Raw genomic sequence first — 22595 nt, forward strand, 5'->3', positions numbered from 1 at the left:
TTAGATATTCTAACCCTCTATTTTTTTTATTTCTTTTAAAGAGAAGGGAGCATTTGTATGGCGTTACTAGTAACTAAGGAAAATATTAAAAAAGGTTATGGTTTTAATAAATTTGACTTTAAATCCTTTAAAAATATAGTAGTTTTTTTGATAGTGCTTGCAATTATATACTTTATAATTGAAGTTACAGGGGTTAAATATCATTTCGGAACTCATTCTGACATAATAATTTTAGTTCTAGCACTTTTTGGAAGTTACTTGTACATAAAATACGCCTTTTTGCGTGATGTTAAAAAAAGAAGAGATATTAAAAAGATACAAAAAAATATTGAAAATTCTAATTTAATCAATGCTTTAAGCGATTTAAAAGATAATTTTTATATTTTAAAAAACGTAAGCTTTAAAGGAAAGAAAAGAATAATAAATATTAGTCTTGCAATACTTTTTGAAGAGGGGATAGTATTTATAAATGAAGAAAGGTTTAAAGGAGAAATAAAAGGAGATATTTTGAAAGAAAAATGGGAGCAGATAAATAATAATAAAAAAAGAGATATAGATAATTTATTTAAACTAAAAGAAAGAAAAATAGAAGAATTAAATTATATATTAAAAGAAAATAATCACAAAATAAATATTTATAGCGTCCTTTTATTTAATGAAGATACAAAAATAGATATAGAAGAAAACAAAACAAATAAGGCTTTTAATAATTATAAAGATTTAATAGATTGGATTTCAAATTTAAAAAAATCAGAAAAAAGTAAAATAAAATTTGATGAAGTAATACAGATAATAGAAGAGTTAGTATAGAAAATAAAAAGGATATTGCAAAAAAGCAATATCCTTTAAAATTTCAAAAGGTAAATTATAAGTCGTCAGATGAAGCGAGTTTTAAATCAGAGGCTTCATCTTGAGGCTTTTTCTTTTTACCTAAAAATTCGAATTTTTCACAAACTATATTAGTTTTATAAACTGTTTCGTTATCAATGTTTTGATATTTGTCACGAGTTATATAACCTGTGATACAAATTGAAGAACCTTTTTTGCAGAAGTTGCAAAAAGTTTCAGCATCCTTTTTGAAAATAACAAAAGGGATAAAGTGAGTTGTTTTTCCTATTGTATCGTATACTGCGATAACATTTCTAGAGTATGGTACATTATTTTCTTTAGAGTATAGTAATTCTGGATCTCTAGCTAAATTTCCTGATAATATTATTTTATTCATAAAAAACACTCCTTAAGTTTTATTTCCTTAAGGAGTCTAACCAAATTTAGATTATTTATACAAACAAATGTTCTAAAATTTAATATTATAGTATTTTCTTTTATCAACTTCTACATTTTTATGTTTTGAAAAATACTCAATTATAATCTCTGGCATTTCAATTAAAATCTCTTTTACAGTTTTAGAACCAGAATAAAAATCATAACCTCCAGCACCGCTTGCACGATAATTATTCATAACAAGGGTTATTCTATCAGTATCTTTTAAAGCCTCACCTTTAAACTCTAATTTAGAGATTCTATCTAAGCCAGTCTTATTTAAATCAAATTCATAATCTATATTTGAAAAATAATCATAGTTATAATGTTCAGTTTTTGGTTTTAAGAAAGAATCTGAAATTATAATTTTATCATTTTCTTTTGTTAAGTAATTTGAACTTCTAAGAAGACCTTTCTTTAGAGTTAAACCATCGATTTCATAAACAACAAGCGTATTTGGATAAACGTAAGTTGAAACTATATCACGAACAGTTACGTCTTTATTAAACCCTTTAATTGAGTTTGCAAAAGAAGTACAAGATACGTCTGCATCTGAAACTTCTAGTTGAACTTGATTTATAAAGTTTGCAAGGTAAGAACCTTTTAAAGCCATATCTAAGTGTGATGCTTTATTTAGTGGAATATCTAAAAATCCAACAGGTTTATCAAGCCAAGATTGTATTTTGTTTTCTAAAGGAAGTAATTTTTCAAAAATATCTTTTTTAGGTGATGAAACAGGCTCTTTTAAAGACGATTCGATTTCTTTAACTCCATTTTCAAGTTTTAAGTTTAATTCTATAAATTTTTTACCGTGTTGTGGAGTTTGAACTACGTAAGTGTCATTTATAAGACTTCCTTCAATAGGAAGGTGCTGATGACCTGTAAGTAATATATCAAAATCTAATTCTTCAGAAATTCTATATGCTACATTTTCTTTAGTAGTACTTAAGATATTCTTTGTTTCGATATCTTTTTCAAAACCACCGTGATAAAAACCTATAAGAATATCAACTTTATCTTTTAAAATACTTGAATATTTTTTTGCAGCTTCAAAAGGGTCTGATATTTCAAAGTTTTCTATATTTTTAGGATTCTCCCAAACAGTTATATATTCAGTAGTTAAACCTATTAAACCTATTTTTAATCCGTTAGGTAAAACCTTAATATCATAAGGCTTTATAGGAAGGGTTCCTGTTTTATCTTTTATATTTGCTAAAAGGCAAGAACCTTTAAAAGTATTAAGATACTTTTTTAAATAAGTAAATCCATAATTAAAGTCGTGGTTTCCAAGAGTTATATAATCGTAAGAACCACTATTTAATACTTCACCTATAGGATGAGATTCAAAATTAGATTTAGAAAGATATGTTGTAAATGGAGAACCTTGAATAGTGTCTCCACAATCTATAATTAAAGTATTAGGATCTTTTTCAAATGAATTAATAACATTTAACATACCAATATTCTTAAATGTTTTATCAGTATAATCAGTTGGATAAACAAACCCATGCATATCTGATGTAAAATAAATTTTTAAATTTTTCATATAAACACCTCTAATAAATTATACCAAATTTCGCAATGAATTGTTAATAAATCTCCAAATATCTAATTGATAATGGAAAATGTCGTAAAAGAGCAGGGGGAAGAGGTAAATCCTTTAATATTCTTAATAAAGCTTATTAACAGATTGATAGTAAAGGTGAGATAAAGTTATAAATTTTAATAATAATTCAAGCAGATTAAACAAAAGTGAAAAAATGTCCTTGCAATATGCACAAGTGTATGCTATATTATATACATACTTTAATTCGTTAAAGCAAAAGATAAAAAGGGGAGACTTTTAGATGGAAGCAACAATAGATAGTAACATTAAAAAGAAGCATCCTAAAGGATTATATTTATTATTCCTAACAGAGATGTGGGAAAGATTCAGCTATTACGGAATGAGAGCATTACTTATGCTTTACTTAACTACAAGCCTTATAGGCGGAGGTTTAGGCTTTGATTTGGGAATAGCAGCTATGATTTACGGTGTATATACTGGATTTACATATTTTACTCCTATTATTGGAGGAGCTATAGCAGATAGATATTTAGGACAAAAGTTATCAATAGTAATCGGTGGATTTATAATGGTATTTGGTAACTTGATATTATTTTTTGATAATACAAGAGTCGGTTTATTTATAGGCTTAGCAATTCTTATCGTTGGAAACGGGTTCTTTAAACCAAACATATCAACTGTAGTTGGACAACTTTATCCAGATGGTGATAGTAGAAAAGATTCAGCTTTTACTATTTTCTATATGGGAATTAACTTAGGTTCATTTATAGCACCTATAATCTGTGGATTCTTAGCAGAAGATTATTTTGCAAAAAGTGTTGATGGCGTTATGCAATACGGGTTCAAATACGGATTCTTAGCAGCTGCAATCGGAATGATTTTAGGACAAGTTATATTTATGGCTTTAGCACCTAAATATTTAAAAAATGTTGGTAATAAACCTGAAAAAGTAGAAAAAGGAAAAGTTAGCTATGAAAACAAACCTCTTACAAAAACTGAGAAGAGAAGAGTAGCAGCTATACTTATCTTAACTACATTCGTTATTTTCTTCTGGGCTGCATTTGAGCAAGCTGGAAGTTCATTAACATTATTTACAAAAGACTTAACAAACAGAAATTTATTTGGATTTGAAATACCAGTTTCAGCATTCCAATCTTTAAATCCTATGTTTGTATTAATCCTTTCACCAATCCTTGCAAAAGTTTGGGTAAAACTTGCTAATAGAAAGAAAGGTGATTTAAAGGTTCCTGTTAAAATGGGTCTTGGATTACTTTTAGTTGGAGTCGGATTCTTAGTTATGGTAGGCGCAGTACTTTCAATACAAGGTGCAGAAAATCCAGCTGCTAAAGCTAGCATGTGGTTTTTAGTTATAACATATCTTTGTAATACATTAGGGGAGCTTTGCTTATCACCTATAGGGTTATCAATGGTATCAAATATAGCACCAATAAAATACGCTACATTATTAATGGGAGTTTGGTTATCAGCAAACGGAGTTGCAAATTTACTAGGAGGTGCTATCGCATCACAAGTAGAAAAGTTCGGGGCACTTGAAATATTTGCAAGCATATCATGCGTAGTTACTGTATTAGGTTTAATATTACTTGTATTTAGTAAGAAAATTTCAAAAATGATGGAATAAGAATATATTTAAAAGGTAGCTAGTAATAGCTACCTTTTTTTCTGTTATAATTAAATAAAAATCAACTAGAGGAGGGTATAATGCAAAAACTACATTTAGATTCAAAGAAATGTATGAAATTTTCAGGGGGAATAAGTTTATTAATTACAATGATCGTAATTATAGTAGGGTATTTTTTATGTGATAAATTTCTAAGTTTAAAATATCATAAATATTTCTATATAATTGCAAGTTTTTTAATTATATTAGAATTAATAGAGTACTTTTTAATAATTAATTTAAGGTTTAAAAGGTACAAGTATCAAGTTACACTAGAAAGAATTGAAATAATAGAAGGAGTTATCTTCCTTAAAGATACTATAATTCCTATAGAAAGAATTCATCAAATTAGGTTAAAAGAGGGTCCTATAGATAAAAGATACGGCTTAGTGAATTTAGATATTTTAACAGCTGGAGGGAATGCTACGATTTCTTTTATAAAAAAAGAAGAAGGGGAAAAGATAGCTGACTTTTTAACAGAAAAAGTTAATAGTATAAAACGAGGTGAAGTTTAGATGAATAGAGAATTAAGATCTCATCCTAGCTCTATCTTTACAGATAACTTTATTTTTAGTTTTTTATTAGGTTTTTTCACTTTAGATTTAATAAAAGAGATTAGATCTATAAAAGAAGTTAAGGATTTTTTTATAAATATAATGGACTATCTAGGATACTTTTTATTAGTAGTTATACTTATATTTTTAATAACTTTTCTTATTGGATTTATAAAGTGGAGAGTAACTTTTTTAGTGATAGATGGGAATAGAATAACTGTTTCAAAAAGAGGTTTATTTAAGAAAAAATTAGATTTTAAAGCTTCTGATATAGCATCTATAAATATTAATAAAAACATATTTCAAAGGATTTTTAAAACATCAACTTTAAAGTTTGATTTAAATAACTCTATAGAGTCTTTTGAAGGAAAAATAAAATTTGTATTTAAAGATGAACTTTGTGAAGAAGTAAAAAAAGCTTTACTAATGAATGAAGATGAAAAAGTAAAAGAAGATGATGGGTATAAAGTTTTAAAGAGTTTTACAACTCCTGATGCTATAATTTATAGCTTAATTAGGGATTTAAATGTTACTAATTTAATTATAGGTATTTTAATAATTTCTGGGACTTTTTTTACTGGAGGCAATAGTAATCTTAAATTAAGTACTATTATTTTCGGAGGAGCGTTACTTGCACTTAAGATGGCTTATGAATTTATAAAAAACTCACTTAATTATTCGAATTTTAAAGTTTATAGAAAAGATGATAAGGTATTATTAAAATATGGTTTTTTTAATAGGAAGGAATATTCATTTTCACTTTCTAAAGTTTCTGGTATAAAGATATATAAAACCTTTTTAGGAAGGATCTTAAAAAAGTCATTTATTGAAGTAATAGTTGTTGGAATGGCAAATGACGAAAATGAAAGAGCTGCAATTTCATTATGTATTGATGATAGTGAAGTTAAAGGGTATTTAGAAGAAGTTATAGATGACTTTGAAGTAGATGGAGAGTCAATAAGGGTTCCTAAAGAGTCTTTTATTTATTCAGTAGGTAAATCTTTAATAATATTTTTAGTTTTAAACATTATAGCTATAAGTTTTTCAAAAGTTATAGCATTAATTATAAGTGTAGCTATAGGGGTTATAATTTTACTTATCTTTATAGAATATAAAACAGATGAAGTTAAAATAGATGATGAAAAGCTACTTATAAAGGTCGGAAAAGTAGATAAATTAGAAAGAAGAATCTATATAAAAAAGATTCAAACTCTAAAAATTAAATCTGATATTTATGAAATGCACAAGGGTTTAAGAAGAGCTGAAATTACTAATGTTTCTGATATTAAGGATTTATCGATAAATATACCTAGAATAGATGAATCTGATATGGAAAGAATTAAAGGATTAATTAAGTAAAAAATACCGTGTATACCAAAAGGGTATACACGGTGTTTTATTTTTAGAAACTAAAGAATTTGATTAGTTTCTATTTTTTTTATAAATATTATAGCCGACTATTGAGGAAATCAAAAGTAGCAAAAGTATTCCAAAAAATACAATAGGCAATTTTGAATCATCAAGAGATTCAGCTTCAGGTGATGCTAATATTTTAAAGTTAATTACTTGTTTGTTAGTATTATTGACCTTATCAGTTGTAATTATTTCTAATACATAATCACCAGGTTCTGTTATTTTTTGATTATTATAAGGTTTGCCATTTAGGAGCATTTTTAGGTTAGATCCTCTTTCACTTGTTATTTTAGGATGAACAAATGAATTGTAGGATTTACCGTTTTCGACTCCGTTTAAAAAGATTTCAGGTGCATATGAATCAAGCATAAAGTTTGCAACCTTTCTAGCATAGTTTCCTGCTTTATCAACAGCAGAAACTATCAATGTAACTTTACCATTTGCCATAATTGGTTCTCCGTAATAGGAATCACCATTTAAAAGTGAAGTTACTATAGCATCCTTATCATTAACAACAATTTCTGGGATTATTGTACCTGAGTTTAATTTATCAAACAATATTCCGTTTATAGTTATTGTCGGAGCAATTGTATCAACAACAAAAGAAAAGTTTAGTGTTGAATGATTTCCAGCAAAGTCTGAAACGGATAATTTGAAATTATACTTTCCATCAGCTGATATAGGGTTATTATTATATGATTTACCATTTAAAAGAACACTTAGAGAGTCTTTATTAAAGTGTAAATCAGTTGCTTTAAATGAAGGTTTTACAGGTTTATTATAATGCTTTTCATCTATAACATCAGAGTAATTTAATATAGGTGCTGACGTATCTAGTATAAAGCTAAAAGTCTTTTCAGTAAGATTTCCAGCGATATCTTTTGCAACAACTTTCATATTTTTAGTTCCATCACCAGAGATTGTGCTTCCTTTTGTATAGATTCTACTATTTAAGAAAGCTGCTTCTTGGTCTATATACGTGTCAGAAACATCATAAAGATAAGGTCTTATTTTATTTGTATAATAAGTTCCATTAACTCTATTAAACATAGACTCGTTTGGTAATGAAACTTTTGGAGAAGTTCTATCAACTATAACTTTCATAGATTTACTTGAAGAACGTCCAGCCTTATCAGTCGCAGTTATGCTTATATTGTAAGTTCCTTCATTATAAATTTCATCTTTCATAATTCCGCTTGGTGAACTAGAATCTAGATTTACCTTATATGAAAGATTACTAATTGTATTAAAGTTTGTATCTTGTACACTATAATCAGCATAGTGTTTAGTACTATTAGTATAAATAGTTTTATCTTTAGTTGCAGTTTTGTTTACTAAATCAAGATTTATAATTGGATTTTTAGTGTCAACTACAACGGTAATTGATTTGTTATAACTATCTATATTGTTTTTAGCTTCTAAATTCCAAGATATATTATAAACTCCGTCATCTTTAAATTTGAATTGGACTTGTTTAGCACTTTTATTACTGTTAATAGAACCATCTTTTGAGATTCCGTTACCTGTAACAAAAGTTGATGATGTTAGATTATTACCGTTATTATCTTTAACAGTTATATTGCTATTTCCTTTAAATCCTGAAATATTACCATCTAAATTAAGGTTAAGTGTTGCATTATAAGGAACATAAATAGTATTTGAAATTTTATTAGAATCTAATGTAGTTGCTACATTAGAGTTAATTTTATTAAATACTAATTTAGAGTTACCAGAAGTTCTTTTAGTATCAACAGTGAACACGAAAGTTTTAGATGTAGGGTTACCGCATAAATCTTTTGCCTCAAGGGAAACGGTATATTTACCAGTAGGTAGTGAATACCTTGAATCATTTTTGGCAAGACTTATAGTGTTATTGAATTTTTTTAGTGTAAAGTTATTAGTTACATTGCTCTCACTAGATAAATCTTCGAAAGTAACATTTTTTAAGTTAACAGAGTTAGGTTTTAGTAAAGAAGAATTTGTATAAAGTGAAACCGTATTTAAATCCATATTACTAAAACTTGTAGAAGAAGCATCTTTTACATTTACATCTAAATTAGATGATACTGAGAAAATATCATTATTTTTAACATCTTCTTTATTGTAATCAAGGAAAATAGATGGAGAAACTTTCTCTGAAATTATTTTTATTTCTTTTGATGCCTTTTTACCATTAGCGTTGTAGATTGTTGCAACAATCTTAATATCATTAGAATTCACAAATCCAAAATCGAATGATTTAACGCTAACTATGCTCTCATTAACATAACTTTTAGTGAACAGATCAATATAATCTTTTTTATCTTCATCATAAACTTTAAGTTTAACATCTAAAGTTGTATTAGGAGCGTAATTTTTAGCTACATCAACATTAGCCCTAAATTCTCCATTTACATAATAAACGTTCTTATAATTAGTAACACTTGTACCATTTTTACTAGATAAAGTAATAGAGTTTATTGTAGGATTTTCAGTATCAATTTTAAAGTTATAATTAACACTTACAGAGTTATTACTCTTATCACGTAAATTCAATTTTAAATTATATTCTCCATTAGTTAAATTATGGCTAGTTCCATTACTTCTAACTATACTAAAGTTATTTCCACTTTTAATAACTTTAAAGCTACCTTTAAGTTCAGTAGGGTTATTAGAGCCTTCTTTTAAATAACTAAAAGTTTCAATGCTTAAAGAGTTAGGTTTTGACATATCATTAAGCACAATCTTATCTTTATCAAGGGTATTTACACCTAAATTATTAATATCAGATGCATAAATAACAAAATCAGGGTCCTTCCCAAAATAAGGGAGAGTATTTAATTTGTCATCTTGAGATGCTGATATTTTTAGTTCGGGTTTTTTCACATCATAAACTAGGTTATAAACAAGTGGTTTTATCTCTATACTATCATTAGGTGATTGAAGTGAAATCTCTAAAGTTAGATTTCTAGAATCACTTAAATTAAATTTACTAGCTTCAAGGTCTAAAACAAAAGTTTCAACTTCTTTATCAAATTTTAAGAAGTCTGAACCTTTAGAAATAGTATAAATAATATTACCTTTGTCTTTAATTTTTAAAGTAAGGTCTGAATACCCAGAATATATTTTCGGGATACTTAAATTTACTTTAAAGTCATTATTATTAATATGATATAAATCATCAAATTCAGAAATATTAGAGTTTGGAGTCATATTATAAATAACTTTTGAATTATCTACAATAATTGAATATTTAAAACTAGTATAGTTTTCTGAAATATCCCTAGTCTCAAAAATCAACTCATATTTACCTTTCTCTAGCTTGTACTCTTTATTTTCATCCTTAACTAAAGAGTAGATGAAATTACCGTTATTAGATGTCTTAAGTTTTAGTTTTACACAATCAAGTTCTGTTAGTTCATCACCTAAATTAGAATTATTAAATTTAATCGATTTTAAAGCAATATAGTCTCTTTCAGGAAGAGGCTCATTAGGATTTACTATAGTAGGATTACTAGAGTAATATTTATCAGAAATCGATACATTTAACAGGTTATTATTTTCTACACTTAACTTATTATCTAAAGTATTAGAAAGTTTTTTGTTATTATCATTTGTAAGAAGTAATTCTAAACTCGGATTATTTCTATCTAAAATAAAGTTTTTAGTAAGTTTTTTAGGGTTTACACTATTAAAGTCTGAACTTAAATTTACAGTAGCTTCTATTTGAACTTCTTTTAAATTATTAGGCACTTTATTAAGTATGTCTTCTATTTTAACTTCGAAGTTATGTTCAAGCGAAGAGTTTACAGAAGAGCAGTCTTCTAAAGTGCATTTTGATAAAGTTATTAGATCAATATTTTCTGACCCTATAGTAGCACTTAAATTTACATTTAAATCACTGTAATTTAAATAAGTTTTGTTAAGTTTAACCTTTAAATTTAAAATATCTCCTAAAATATAATCGTTACCTTCCTTGTTTGTAATAGAATTAGCTTCAAAACTATTTATTGTAGGAGATAAATCATCAACAACTACTACATAAGACTTAGCAGTTATATTTCCTACAATATCTTTAGCTAAAAACTCAAATTCGTATTTACCAGGCTTTAATACTAGTTCAGAATCCTTCTCTTTAATAATTAGATTTTCACTAGTGTTTTTATTTTTAACTACAGCTAAAGAAATATTCTCTAATTCAGTAGTAGGATCATTATAATCTGAACTATTATATTTTAAAGATTTTAAGTTGATAGAGCTGTTTTTCATATCTTCTAAACTTAATTTATCATCTGGACTAAATGCTTCAAAGTTTGAAAAACCAAATTCATCACTAATATTAATTTTAAAAGATTTACTTTTATTTATATCTATAAAATTAATATCAGTTTCTTTTTCGTAAGGTTTTATTAGTTCTAAGTCATTATTAGTATTTAAAACGTTAAAGTCTAATTTAGAAGGGGTTCTATCAAATTTAAATAAAGCTTCCTTTTTACTTACACCGTTATCAGAAACATTAGGATTAATGTTAACTAAACTAATCTTAAGCTTTATTTCTGAAAGCTCTGATACAGGTTTTTTAAAATCAGAGGGAGTAATTGAAACTTCATGAACCTTGTCTCCACTAAAATCTGTATCAACAACTTTTGTATAAATTACTGTGTTATCCTTACTATCTACAAAATCTAATGATAAATTAGTAAATTTAGAGAAGGTATTACCAGTTTCTATACTAAACTTAAATTCTTTATCTGAAATATAGAAAACATCATCATTTATATATGAGAATATACTATCACTTAAAGGCTTAAGAGATATATCAATTTTTTTGTTTTCTATAAATAAAGTATAAGATAGAGTTTTAGTATTACCAACAAAGTCTTTAACAGTAAAGTTCAAAGTATATTTTCCTATTTCTAAATTTAGTTTACCTGTATTTAGAGAAGACTCCTTAGAGTTTCTTAAAATTACTGAATTAGCATCACCTTTAATCAATTCAAAATTTTTAGGGTCAAAATTTGAATTACCTTCGTAAGCTATAGAATTAAGCTTAACGTAGTTTGTTGAATTAGAAGGTGGAATATCATTTTCTCTATAAAGTTTATAATCTTCTAAAAGCGTGGAATCGGATAAAGTAAGCTTTAGAGGATTAAAGTTTTCTTTATAGTTAAATGTATTTTCATAAGAAGCTTTATCAGCTTTAACCTCTGTATCATCTAAATACATATTTACAACAGGTACTTTTGAATCAAAATAAGTTGTTATAGTTTTTGATTCATATTTACCCGTATTTTTGTAAACTTTAAAAGTAATTTCATTTTTATCAGGTTTAATACTACTTAGGTGTTCTAAAAGATTAACTTCAAATTCAATTTTACCGTTAGATATATCTTTATCAAATAAAGGTTTTACTATATCAGGTTTAAAGTTTATCTGTTTGTTTATAAAAACTTCAATCCGATTATAGTAAGTTTCTGAATTTAGAAGATTAATTTCTGTAATAAACTTACCATTAGTTCCTAGTCTATGATTATCTTTATCGAAAGCTAGAAGAGAATTTTCATCTTTATCACTTGCTCTGAAATTGTAATCAAAATTAGGAAGAGTATTATCTAAATAAAAACCTTTAGAAATAGTAGTGGAATTTAAGCCATCACTTATATCTAAGTTTAATTTATGCGTTCCATCAAGAGTTTGATTTTGAAAAGTAGAAGTATCAAGTTTTAAAATTACAGACTTATTAAGACCTGCAGTATCTTTAACAGCTTCTTTTTCATAAGATAATTTATATTCTTTATCACCTACAAGATAAGGGATTTTAGTAACATTTATAAAATTATCAAAATTAAGAGTTAAATCATCTACTATCAAACCAAGTTTTAAATTCTTGTTAGAGTTTGCATAAGCGAATTTTTTAATTTGCTCTATAGTTGTATCAGCTTTTATATCTAGCGTACTGATTGGTTTATAAGTTTCAAAATCGTCTAAAGAACAAATAAGATTAACTGTTGGTTCTAAAGTATCGATATAAATAAAACGTACTATTTTAGTCTCTTTTCCATGAACATCTCTAGCTAAAATAGATAATTTATAAATTGAATTTTCTTCAAAAGTGATTTCTTTTTTAGTATCATAAATACCATTAAAAACTTCTTCACCTTTTGAATCATATTCTGAATTTAAATCTTCTTTAGAAGTTACTTTACTACTTTTAATAGTAAAGCTTGAGATATTTTCTTCTTCTATATTTACGATAAAATCATTTGGATTTGATGTTATAGGTTTGTCATTATTAAAGTTTATATTTAAATTGACCTTATTTGAATTATAAACTGCTCTTTGGAGGTCATTTAAGTTATTTGAACTAAAGTTAGTAGAAATAGATGGCGCTTTTGAATCAAAGTTGATCTTAAGTTCCATTTCTATAACATTAAGTGCATAATCATAAACTTTAAATTTTAAAATCTGATTTTTATCGTTATTATTTTGAATTAAATACTCAGAAGAATTTTTATAATCCTCTAAAATTGACTTACCATCTAGAGTAATATATGAATCTTCCTTCGAGAAGTTTAATTCTTCGTTGAACTTTAATTTTAAAGAATCACCTTTTGTAGAAATATAATCTGAATCATAGTTTACGTAATCAAGAGATTCAGGATTTAAAAAGCTAGGTTTTAAAAGTGAATCATCAAACTGTAAGTCAAAACTTATATCTTTGTTTACGACACCAGTATTAGTTTTTAAATTTAAAGTAGCTTTTATTTTTGAATTTAGATTAAACCTTGAAGTCAATAATTTTCCTTTTTCAATTAAGAAGGTATTATCCTTTGAAGGAGTTAATTCTAAAGTCATAAGATTTTCTTGATTTAAAATTAAGCTGATATTTTCATAACCAGCTGCAAGTTCAGGAATTTTAAATTCTACATTCAAATCGTTATTGAAGTAGTAAATATCATTATATTTAGATAGTTCCTTGTTATCTAAATATTTAATACTATAAGAAATTTGATCTTTTGGTATAGATGTAGCTACTTTAAACTCAAAGTTTTGAGTTTCTAAAGAGTTACCTGCTAAGTCTTTTATGTTTTCAATAGTTATACGATATGAACCATTTTTAAGGTGATTTGTATCATTTTTACTTTTAGAAGTTAAGTAGTGATAATTAGAATTTTTATCTTTTATAAATTCTAAATTATCTATAACTTCAAAGGTATCACTTCCATCAGGTGAATATTCAATTTTTGGTGAGCTAAATTCATACTCGTTTGAGTCTGTAATTTCAAAAACAGGTATTTCGTCTACACCAATCAACGATAAATCGTTGTCTATTACAAAATTCCCATCCTTTTTGATAAATTTAGCTGTAGTAAATTTCGGTTTGATTGAGTCGAAATTTACTTCAAAAATATTATTTTTAGGCAAATCTACCTTTTGATTATTTTCTTCTAATTCAATTAACTCAATTTTATACTTACCAGTTTTAGTAAAGTCAAATTTAACTGAATTATTTTTACTTAAATCTTTTTCAGAAACTATTTTTTCAAACCCTTCGGGTCCAGATATTTTGTAAGTAAATTTAGTAATAGAATCCTTAGGATTATGGACTAAATTTAAGTTAATATAATTTTCCTCTAAGTTAGTGTATTTTCCAAAGCTATTTAGAGCAAAATTAATACCTAAAGTCGAGTCATTATAAATTTTACCTTCCATATCTGTTTCTAAATATGCTTCCTTAGGAATTACAGATATATTTACTGACTTTCTTATAGGATCCTCTTTATTTGAACCTACAAGTAGTAAATCTAATTTATAGTTACCTAAAGGAAGAGCTGTACCCTCTATAGTATTACGTTCAATTGAAGTAAATAAAGGTGTAAAGCTAAGACTGTAGGCAAACTTTTTTGAATTAGGGTTACTTATATTATCTGTATTTTCTAAAGGTTTAAGATCTATATTAGATATTCTTTTATTTGTGTCAGAGTTAATAAGTGATAAATATAACTTATTATTTTCTAAAGTTTCTAATTCGTTAAGATCTCCATCGCAAGAAAAATTTAATGGTGTATCAGAGTTAACAAAAAGCGAGAACTTATCATTTGGAGTAAGAGTATTATCCTCTAAATTAATACCTCCTAAGTTTAGTTCGGGTTTGTTAAATACAGGTCCCTCTGAAACATCCTTTTTTTCTAGAACTGTACCGTCAAGTCCTACTGAATACAAACTATAATTAATGCTTATTGCATTTTTAGTAAGAGTTTTCCTAGAGTTTAGATTTAGGTCTGCTACTAAATTATAATTTGTTGAATCTTTAGTAATAGTTATATCACCAATACTAAAATCTGAGCTATCTAACATGAGTTTACAAGACTTATAAAGGTTAAAAGGCATAGAATTTTCATGCTCTTTATAATTTATATTTAGAGTGTATTTGCCTTTTTGTTCATCGTATTTTATAAATGATGAATTAATTTCAGGTGCTGTAAACTCTTTGTTAGGTTTATCTGTAACTTTAAGACTAAAGTCTAAGATAGTATCAGATGAATCTTTTAAAAGAAATCTAATATTATCTCCGTTTTTTAGATCTAATCCTTCAATAAGGTAGTTTGTATTTGGGGCTAATTTAGCAAAAGAATATGCTTTATTAGTACCATCTACATTTGTAATATAGATTTTCAATCCATCTAAACTTTTAGATTTAGTTTTGAATATTAAATTTTTTCCTTCAAAAACATTATTGTTTTGAAGGCTTGGTAAATAAAGCTCTTGATTGCTAAGATCAGCATCAATAAAACTGTAATTATCAGAAGAATTTATATCATTTGTTAAGCCTACTTTAGTTAATAAAGTTCCTACATCAATATTTTCACTTAGCTTAGCTGAAGGTTCTTCAGGTGAAGTTTCTTCAACTGAGTCTGGAGTAACGCGATTAAAAGTAAAATTATCAAAAGTTAATTTTTTAAACTCAGTCATAAAGGAATTTAAAAGATTTTTATTTGAATTTAAAGTTACTGCTTCGGTTACTATAGGTGAATAATTAGTGATTAGGAAAAAAACCAAAGTAAGAAATGAAATAAATTTTCTTTTCTTCATAATATTTCTATAAAACCTCCTTTCACCTTTAATATAACACGAAATTTGGAAAAAAGTAAATATTTTGAAAAATTATTGTAAAAATTCATTAAAGGTAATATAATGAAATTAAGATAAATTATGTAAGGGGTTTTGGGATGGAATTAATAAGTCTAGAAAAAAACAATAATTTTAAGAAATATTTAGAATTACCGATTGATAATTTAAATTTATTAGATTACCAGTTAGAGATGATTAATCAAAACAGTTCGATAAGAGCTGCAAATATTGAAAAAGTAATATTTAACGAAACTTTATTATTAAACTACGATGTGAGTGGTTTAATAAACTTAGAAGAATATTTTATTAAAAATAGAACAACAAAGGCAAAATTATTGAAAATACTTATTGATATTGGGGATATAATCACTAAATCAAATGAGTATTTTTTAAATTCAGACAATTTTTTACTAAATGAGAAGCAAATTTTCTTAAGTTTAGAGGATTTAAAAGTAACTATGATATATATACCAGTAGAAGAATCGATTAATGATGATATAAACAAATCATTTAGAGAGTTACTAAAAAAAATAGTAATAGATTTAGCAGTTTTAGATGATATGGATTTAAAAGATAATTTTATGCAAATAATTTTAAATCAAAGCAAAATGCAAGAGATAACTATTAGAAAATTTTTAAAAACATTACAAGATATAAAAGAAGAAAATTTTATAAATAAAAGAGAAGAAGTAAGTAAAGTATCAAAAAGAGGTAGCAATTTAAATAGGACTTCAAATAGCACACCTAAAGTTAATATAATTCAAAATGAAGTAAGCAGAAATAACATAAATATAAAAAATTCTACAGAAAATCACAATCAATTAGATAAAAACATAAATAACATTCAAAGAATAAGTGAGAAGCCTATAGAAAATAGAAGCATTAGTAGAGTGGATACAGCAAATGTTTCAAAGGGTTCAAATAATATAAAAAATAAAATAAATCAAAGTCAGGAAACAGAAGAAGAAGCTTTAATAAAAGAGATTTATAAGCCTTCTAGAAAAATAGGTGCAGCTCTTATCCAATTTATATTTATTCCTATAATTATTTTAGCATTATTAATTGATGGAATGGATTTAACTAAGAAAATTGTTGGAGCCGTAATGTTAGTTGTACTTGATGTATTAGTTTTAAGAATACTCCTTGATAAAGATAAAAAAATTAAGGTAAAGGTTTCAAAAGGTAAACTAAAAGCGGATGGATCTTCTAAAGGTAAAAAAGTGAAAGCTAAAAAAGAAAAAACTTCTAAAAGAAAGAACAAAAAAAACAAGGGCGAAGATATTGAGATAAATGAAACTTCAAGCCCTAGTGTAAATTTATCTAAAAAGGAAATTATTTCTCAACTGGCTTATGATACGGAAGTTTTAGATAATGATACTCCATATTTGTTATTAAGTAATGGGGGAGTTGCAGAAAAGATATATATAAATAAAGATATATACAAAATAGGAAGGTTATCTAGTCAGTGTGACTATACCTTAAATAGCAAAGCTATAGGAAAAGTACACGCTCAAATTATAAAAAACAATTCACAATATTATATAGAGGATTTAGATTCTAAAAATGGAAGCTTCATTAATTCTGTAAAAATTGAAAGTAATCAATTAGTAGAATTATCAGTTGATGACAATATAACATTAGCAAATATAAATATGACTTTCAAAATTGATTAATAGGTGAGTTATGGATAGTTACAAGATAGAAGTAGCAGCTATAAGTGATAAGGGATTAGTAAAAGAAAGTAATCAAGATAATATTTTGATTCAAATAGGAGACCATGCAGGCAGTGACTTTGGATTATTTATGGTTTGCGATGGCCTTGGAGGGTTGGCCTTTGGAGAAGTTGCATCTGTTATAGCTGTTAAGAAGTTTAAGGCTTGGTGGTCAAAAGAAGTTTGCAATTATGTAAAAAAAGAAAGTGACGAAATATTAAACTCTTTAGTAAATACAGTTAAAGAGGCAAATGTTGAAATAATAGACTATAGCAACAAAATAGGTCAAAGGGTTGGTACTACGATATCTGCAATTTTAATTTTAAAAAACTTCTATTATATAGTTCATGTTGGAGATTCAAGGATATATAGATTTAGAAGAAGGTTAAAACAGCTTACAGAAGATCATTCGTATGTAGCTATGGAAGTTAGGGCTGGGCGGATGACTAAAGAAGAAGCTAAAGCTAGCAATAAGAAAAATTTACTTATGCAATGTGTTGGAGTAAAAGAAAATATAGAGATATTTTTAGAAAAGGGAAAAATTCAAAAAGACGATATATTTTTGCTTTGTAGCGATGGCTTTTATAACAAGTTAACAGATTACGAACTAGAAATAGGGTTAAATAATTGGAGAGCTACAAAAGCTTTATCTTCTAAAGTATTACTTGATGGCTTCTTTGAAAAAGTTAAAGAACGTAAGGAAAGAGATAACATCTCTGTGATAATGGTTAGCTTATCACAAAATAATATAAAAAATGATTCATTTTTAAGAAAGATTTTTAAATATTAAAGGAGAAAACTATGGAAATAAATAGTTTGCTAGATGGAAAATATAAGATTATAGCATTAGCAGGCAAAGGCGGTACAAGCACTGTTTATAAAGGGATAAATATAAATCTTGGAACAGAGTGGGCTATTAAGGAGATAAGTAAAAGTAACAAAGATAAATTTGATTTGTTAATCGAGCCTAATATTTTAAAAAACTTACAACATGTTTCCCTTCCAAGGATAGTAGATATTATCGAAACAAAAGATTATTACTATATTGTAGAAGACTTTATAGATGGAACTTCACTTGAGAATTTATTAAACCAAGTAGATAAATTTCCAGAAGAGAGGGTAATAAAATGGGCAAAAGAACTTTGTAAGGTTTTAGAATATCTTCATAGCCAAACTCCGAATCCAATCATATATAGGGATATGAAACCAGGGAATATAATGCTATCAAAAAAAGGAGATATAAAATTAGTTGACTTTGGAATAGCAAGAGAATTTAAAAAGGAAGTATCTACAGATACTGTGATAATTGGAACTAAAGGATATGCAGCACCAGAGCAATATGGTTCTCATCAAACTGATGAAAGAACAGATATTTATAGTTTAGGGGTAACTTTATATCACTTATTAACAGGAAAGGGACCAAACGATCCCCCTTTTGAGATACTTCCAGTTAGAGAAATAGATAAAAATTTCTCAGAAGGTATAGAACATATTATTTTAAAAGCAACAAAACAAAATCCAAATCAAAGATATATGTCTGTTAAAGAAATGTATTATGACTTAGATAATATTGATAAATTAAGTAATCAATATAAATCAAATCAAAGAAAAATAAAAATAAGAGTAGGGGTTTTAGGTTTAACCTTTGTTTTTTCTGCGTCTTTAGTTGTTTTGGGAGTTTTATCTATTAGAAATTATAAAATCAAAGAATATTTAGAAAAGGTAGAAATTGCAGTAGATACAGAGAAGAATGTAGGAATGGAAAAAGCAAAACCTGTATTTTTAGAAACTACAGAGATGTTTCCAAGAAGAGATGAGGCGTATTTAGCTTTAGCAAAAACTTATATTAATAATTTGCAATACGACGATGCCTTGTCACTTCTTCAAATAGAATCTTTAAATAAAAACAAAGATATAAGAAAAAATGAAGAATACAAATATCTTTTAGGAGTTTGTTTATTTGCAAAAAGTGATTATATTGGAGCCCTAGAAGAATTTTCAGAAATTGATGGTAGTAAGTTTCCAGAGTATGAATTTTATAAAGCAATATCTGAAACTTTAAGCAAACCAGAAGGGCTTAAGAAAAATGACGAAGTAACAAATATGATGGAAAACCTAAAACAAGATTTAGAAAGAAGCGATGACGAGGAGTTTAAAACAAGGGGATATCTTATGCTTGCTGATATATACAGAGATAACTCTATGGTTTTTGAAAATAGTGAAGATATGCAAATTAATATTTTAGAAAAAGCAATTTCTCAATCAACAAATAAAAATAATACTATTCTTTATGAAAGATTAGCTCAGGCATACTATCTTAAGGCTCTTCCTTTGCTAGGAGATGATAGTGCAAATAAATATTTAAATAAAGCATTAGATAACTATGATATTTTACTAAAAACAGGGTATGAAACCTCAAGTGTATATAGAAATATAGGAGTTATTTATAAACATTTAGGTAAGGTAAATAAAGCAAAAGAAACTTTTAATATTTTAATTGAGAAATATCCAAAAGATTTTAAAGGCTACGTTGAATTAGCATTTTTAAATATTAGTACAAGAAACTACAAAGAGGCAATAAAAAACTATAATTTAGCAAAGAAGTTTAACACATTAGAAAATAATAACGAGATATCAAGGCTTGAGATCTTAATTGAAGATATAAAAGGCAAAGGTTAAAAGAAGGTGATGACTTGGTTAAAGGGATAATCTTAATAACAGCTGGAATAATAGGAATGATAGCTTCTTTAGTTGTTTTAGTTAAATATATGAAAAAGAATAATTTTATTCTTAAGGGAGATTATAAAGAATTTAAATCAGAAAAAGTTATACATCCAAAAGAGGAGTCTAAAAATGATCATATAGAAATAGATGAAGAGAATTATGATACAGAATTATTAGACCAAGAGGAGTATGACACAGAATTATTAGATTAGGGGGAGAGAAATGGCAAAACTAAACTTAATATTAGCCGATAAAGATAAAAATTACATCCAAGGCTTATCAAATTATATATTAAATAATTATAATGATAAGTTTAATATTATTTGTTTAACAGATAAGGAGTTATTTATTGAAGAATTAAAAAAGCTTAGAAAGAAAGATGTATTAGTAGTTGGAGATAGTTTTTACGTTAATACTATTGAAAACTTAGGGATTAGGTCTGTATTAATACTAAATTCAGGAAGTTTATCAGAGGACAAATATGAATACCCTGTAATTAAAAAATATCAAACAGGTGCAGATATCTGTAAAGAAATCTTAAGGGTTTATTCAGAATATAATCCTAAAAACATTGAAAGAGTTACAAATAACTATTCAGATACAAAGATTATAAGTTTTTACTCACCTGTTGGGGGGAGTGGGAAAAGTATATTGGCTTCTGGAACTGCAATGGCACTTGCAAGAGGTGGAGATGATATTCTTTATTTGAATTTAGAAGATATTCAAACTACTAAAGTTTATTTTAAGGGAGCAAGTGATTACACCTTGTCAGACCTTATCTATTTCGTTAAAGAAAAGGATGAAGATTTTAAAGAGAAATTTAGTCAAGCAATAATACGAGATAAGGTTACAAACGTATTATTTTTTAATAGTACAGAAAGTATTTTAGATATTGAAGATATAACGGTTGAAGATATAACTTGGTTTATAAAGGAATTATACAATATGAATATGTTTAAGTATGTAATTATAGATACTTCATCAAAATATAATTCAGTTTATAACGTAATACTAAATTCATCTTCTTATAATGTTATTCCAGTTTTAAAAGATAGAAATAGTTTAGAAAAAATAGTTAGCTATGCTGAGAATACAGGAGATTTACAAGGAAGTTTATTTTTATATAACAAAAGCAATCTTTCATTAGAGTTAGATTCTGAACTTAGCGATAAATTAGATAGGGAAAATATTGATATTAGGATTCAAATTCCAGTTGATAATAACCTAAATTTTGAAGAGGGAATAGGAATTTTAAATTCAAGCTCAATTTATAACGGAGTATGCACAATAATTAATGCATTAGCTCTTTAAGAAAGGAGTTTTATTATGTTAGAAGATGAACAAAAAATTATAGAAGAAGTAAAAGGCATTTTGCAAGATGATAAGTATATTCAAAGAGATATAGAAGATAAAGAAATGCGTGAAATTATAAAAAGTGAAATATTTACACGTGTTAAAGACCAAAGGCTTAATGTAGCTGCAAAAAAAGAATTAGTAGATAAGGTATATAATGCTTTAAAAAAATTAGATATCCTTCAACCCTTAATAGATGATAAAGATATTACAGAAATAATGATAAATGGGCCTGAAAATATATTTATTGAAAATGGAGGAAAGGTAACTAAGCTAAATATAAATTTTGAAAATAAGAGGATATTAGAAAACTTAATCCAAAAGATAGTTTCAGAAGTTAATAGAGTTGTTAATGAGTCAAGCCCTATAGTTGATGCAAGGCTACAAGACGGTTCAAGGGTAAATATAGTTTTGCCACCAATTGCTTTAAATGGGCCGATAGTAACTATAAGAAAATTTCCAGACACTCCAATGACAGTAAAGCAATTAATAAAATTTGGTTCTATTACAAGGGAAATTGCAGATATTTTAGAAGCTTTAGTTCAGGCGAAATACAACATATTAATAAGTGGTGGAACTGGGTCAGGTAAGACAACCTTCTTAAATGCACTTTCAAATTTCATTCCAAAAGATGAAAGGGTAATAACTATAGAGGATTCAGCAGAGCTTCAAATAGTAGAAATAGAAAATATAGTTAGGCTTGAAACAAGGAATGCAAATACAGAGGGAAAAGGACAAGTTACAATAAGGGATCTTATAAAATCATCTTTAAGGATGAGGCCAGATAGAATAGTTGTCGGAGAAGTTAGGGGAGCTGAAGCTTTAGATATGCTTCAAGCTATGAATACAGGACATGATGGGTCATTATCAACAGGACATGCAAACTCAACAGATGATATGTTAAGTAGGCTTGAAACTATGGTATTAACTGGTGCAAACTTTCCGATTGAAGCAATAAGAAAACAAATCGCTTCAGCTGTAGATATAATTATTCAATTAGGAAGATTAAGAGATAAATCAAGAAAAGTATTAGAGATTACTGAAGTAATAGGATATGAAAATGGAGAGATTATTTTAAATCCCCTATTTGTTTTTGAAGAGGAAGAGGAATCTACAAACAAAAAGGTTGTCTCAACTTTAAGAAGGACAGAAAATGAACTTCAAAATAAAATGAAGCTACAAATGGCTGGAATTAAAGTTCAAATATAGGGGGGAGT

The 22595-nt window shown here is 26.7% G+C and carries 13 protein-coding genes; 10 read left to right on the plus strand and 3 right to left on the minus strand.

Annotated features, from left to right (window positions below; genetic code table 11):
* Positions 1 to 57: 57 nt before the first annotated feature.
* Positions 58 to 810, plus strand: a complete 753-nt coding sequence (locus INR60_RS03375) for a nuclease-related domain-containing protein (RefSeq protein WP_194190062.1) — start codon at positions 58 to 60, stop codon at positions 808 to 810.
* A gap of 55 nt (positions 811 to 865) precedes the next feature.
* Here INR60_RS03375 and INR60_RS03380 read toward each other — a convergent pair whose 3' ends face one another.
* Together INR60_RS03380 and INR60_RS03385 are read right to left on the minus strand one after the other, a co-directional pair.
* Positions 866 to 1225 (minus strand): single-stranded DNA-binding protein, encoded by a 360-nt coding sequence (locus INR60_RS03380; protein WP_194190063.1) that lies wholly within the window; start codon positions 1223 to 1225, stop codon positions 866 to 868.
* 72 nt (positions 1226 to 1297) lie between these two features.
* Positions 1298 to 2809 carry a bifunctional metallophosphatase/5'-nucleotidase gene (locus INR60_RS03385; RefSeq protein ID WP_194190064.1) on the minus strand — a complete coding sequence of 504 codons (1512 nt, stop codon included), beginning with the start codon at positions 2807 to 2809 and terminating at the stop codon, positions 1298 to 1300.
* Between the two features lie 301 nt (positions 2810 to 3110).
* Between INR60_RS03385 and INR60_RS03390 the strand changes: the two genes are divergently transcribed.
* From INR60_RS03390 to INR60_RS03400, 3 genes are all read left to right on the plus strand, one after another.
* A complete protein-coding gene (locus INR60_RS03390) occupies positions 3111 to 4472 on the plus strand; it encodes a peptide MFS transporter (protein ID WP_194190065.1) in 1362 nt (453 codons plus the stop codon).
* An 80-nt stretch (positions 4473 to 4552) separates the two neighbouring features.
* Entirely contained in the window at positions 4553 to 5026 is a 474-nt protein-coding gene (locus INR60_RS03395; protein WP_194190066.1) for a PH domain-containing protein, read from the plus strand.
* Positions 5027 to 6424 (plus strand): PH domain-containing protein, encoded by a 1398-nt coding sequence (locus tag INR60_RS03400; RefSeq protein WP_194190067.1) that lies wholly within the window; start codon positions 5027 to 5029, stop codon positions 6422 to 6424. It abuts the gene before it with no gap.
* A 63-nt stretch (positions 6425 to 6487) separates the two neighbouring features.
* Here INR60_RS03400 and INR60_RS03405 read toward each other — a convergent pair whose 3' ends face one another.
* A complete protein-coding gene (locus INR60_RS03405; protein ID WP_194190068.1) occupies positions 6488 to 15550 on the minus strand; it encodes a hypothetical protein in 9063 nt (3020 codons plus the stop codon).
* A 137-nt stretch (positions 15551 to 15687) separates the two neighbouring features.
* On the opposite strand from INR60_RS03405, the gene INR60_RS03410 reads away from it, so the two are divergent.
* Genes INR60_RS03410 through INR60_RS03435 form a run of 6 tightly spaced genes read left to right on the plus strand, consistent with a single transcriptional unit; the run spans position 15688 to position 22587 of the window.
* Positions 15688 to 17262, plus strand: a complete 1575-nt coding sequence (locus INR60_RS03410; RefSeq protein WP_194190069.1) for a DUF6382 domain-containing protein — start codon at positions 15688 to 15690, stop codon at positions 17260 to 17262.
* Between the two features lie 10 nt (positions 17263 to 17272).
* Positions 17273 to 18091 carry a PP2C family protein-serine/threonine phosphatase gene (locus INR60_RS03415; RefSeq protein ID WP_194190070.1) on the plus strand — a complete coding sequence of 273 codons (819 nt, stop codon included), beginning with the start codon at positions 17273 to 17275 and terminating at the stop codon, positions 18089 to 18091.
* A gap of 11 nt (positions 18092 to 18102) precedes the next feature.
* Positions 18103 to 19980, plus strand: a complete 1878-nt coding sequence (locus INR60_RS03420) for a serine/threonine-protein kinase (protein WP_194190071.1) — start codon at positions 18103 to 18105, stop codon at positions 19978 to 19980.
* Positions 19981 to 19994: 14 nt separating this feature from the next.
* Positions 19995 to 20237: a hypothetical protein gene (locus INR60_RS03425; RefSeq protein ID WP_194190072.1), complete on the plus strand. Its 243-nt coding sequence runs from the start codon at positions 19995 to 19997 to the stop codon at positions 20235 to 20237.
* A 10-nt stretch (positions 20238 to 20247) separates the two neighbouring features.
* On the plus strand, positions 20248 to 21336 hold the full coding sequence (locus INR60_RS03430) for an AAA family ATPase (RefSeq protein WP_194190073.1): 1089 nt from the start codon (positions 20248 to 20250) through the stop codon (positions 21334 to 21336).
* A 15-nt stretch (positions 21337 to 21351) separates the two neighbouring features.
* A complete protein-coding gene (locus INR60_RS03435) occupies positions 21352 to 22587 on the plus strand; it encodes a TadA family conjugal transfer-associated ATPase (RefSeq protein WP_207729524.1) in 1236 nt (411 codons plus the stop codon).
* Positions 22588 to 22595: the final 8 nt, after the last annotated feature.

This window comes from Clostridium chrysemydis (assembly GCF_015234215.1).
Classification (GTDB): domain Bacteria; phylum Bacillota; class Clostridia; order Clostridiales; family Clostridiaceae; genus Clostridium; species Clostridium chrysemydis.

Bases quoted from the DNA above. Each gene is read 5' to 3' on its own strand.
- INR60_RS03375 (WP_194190062.1), top strand. From the start codon at position 58: ATGGCGTTACTAGTAACTAAGGAAAATATTAAAAAAGGTTATGGTTTT.
- INR60_RS03380 (WP_194190063.1), bottom strand. From the start codon at position 1,225: ATGAATAAAATAATATTATCAGGAAATTTAGCTAGAGATCCAGAATTA.
- INR60_RS03385 (WP_194190064.1), bottom strand. From the start codon at position 2,809: ATGAAAAATTTAAAAATTTATTTTACATCAGATATGCATGGGTTTGTT.
- INR60_RS03390 (WP_194190065.1), top strand. From the start codon at position 3,111: ATGGAAGCAACAATAGATAGTAACATTAAAAAGAAGCATCCTAAAGGA.
- INR60_RS03395 (WP_194190066.1), top strand. From the start codon at position 4,553: ATGCAAAAACTACATTTAGATTCAAAGAAATGTATGAAATTTTCAGGG.
- INR60_RS03400 (WP_194190067.1), top strand. From the start codon at position 5,027: ATGAATAGAGAATTAAGATCTCATCCTAGCTCTATCTTTACAGATAAC.
- INR60_RS03405 (WP_194190068.1), bottom strand. From the start codon at position 15,550: ATGAAGAAAAGAAAATTTATTTCATTTCTTACTTTGGTTTTTTTCCTA.
- INR60_RS03410 (WP_194190069.1), top strand. From the start codon at position 15,688: ATGGAATTAATAAGTCTAGAAAAAAACAATAATTTTAAGAAATATTTA.
- INR60_RS03415 (WP_194190070.1), top strand. From the start codon at position 17,273: ATGGATAGTTACAAGATAGAAGTAGCAGCTATAAGTGATAAGGGATTA.
- INR60_RS03420 (WP_194190071.1), top strand. From the start codon at position 18,103: ATGGAAATAAATAGTTTGCTAGATGGAAAATATAAGATTATAGCATTA.
- INR60_RS03430 (WP_194190073.1), top strand. From the start codon at position 20,248: ATGGCAAAACTAAACTTAATATTAGCCGATAAAGATAAAAATTACATC.
- INR60_RS03435 (WP_207729524.1), top strand. From the start codon at position 21,352: ATGTTAGAAGATGAACAAAAAATTATAGAAGAAGTAAAAGGCATTTTG.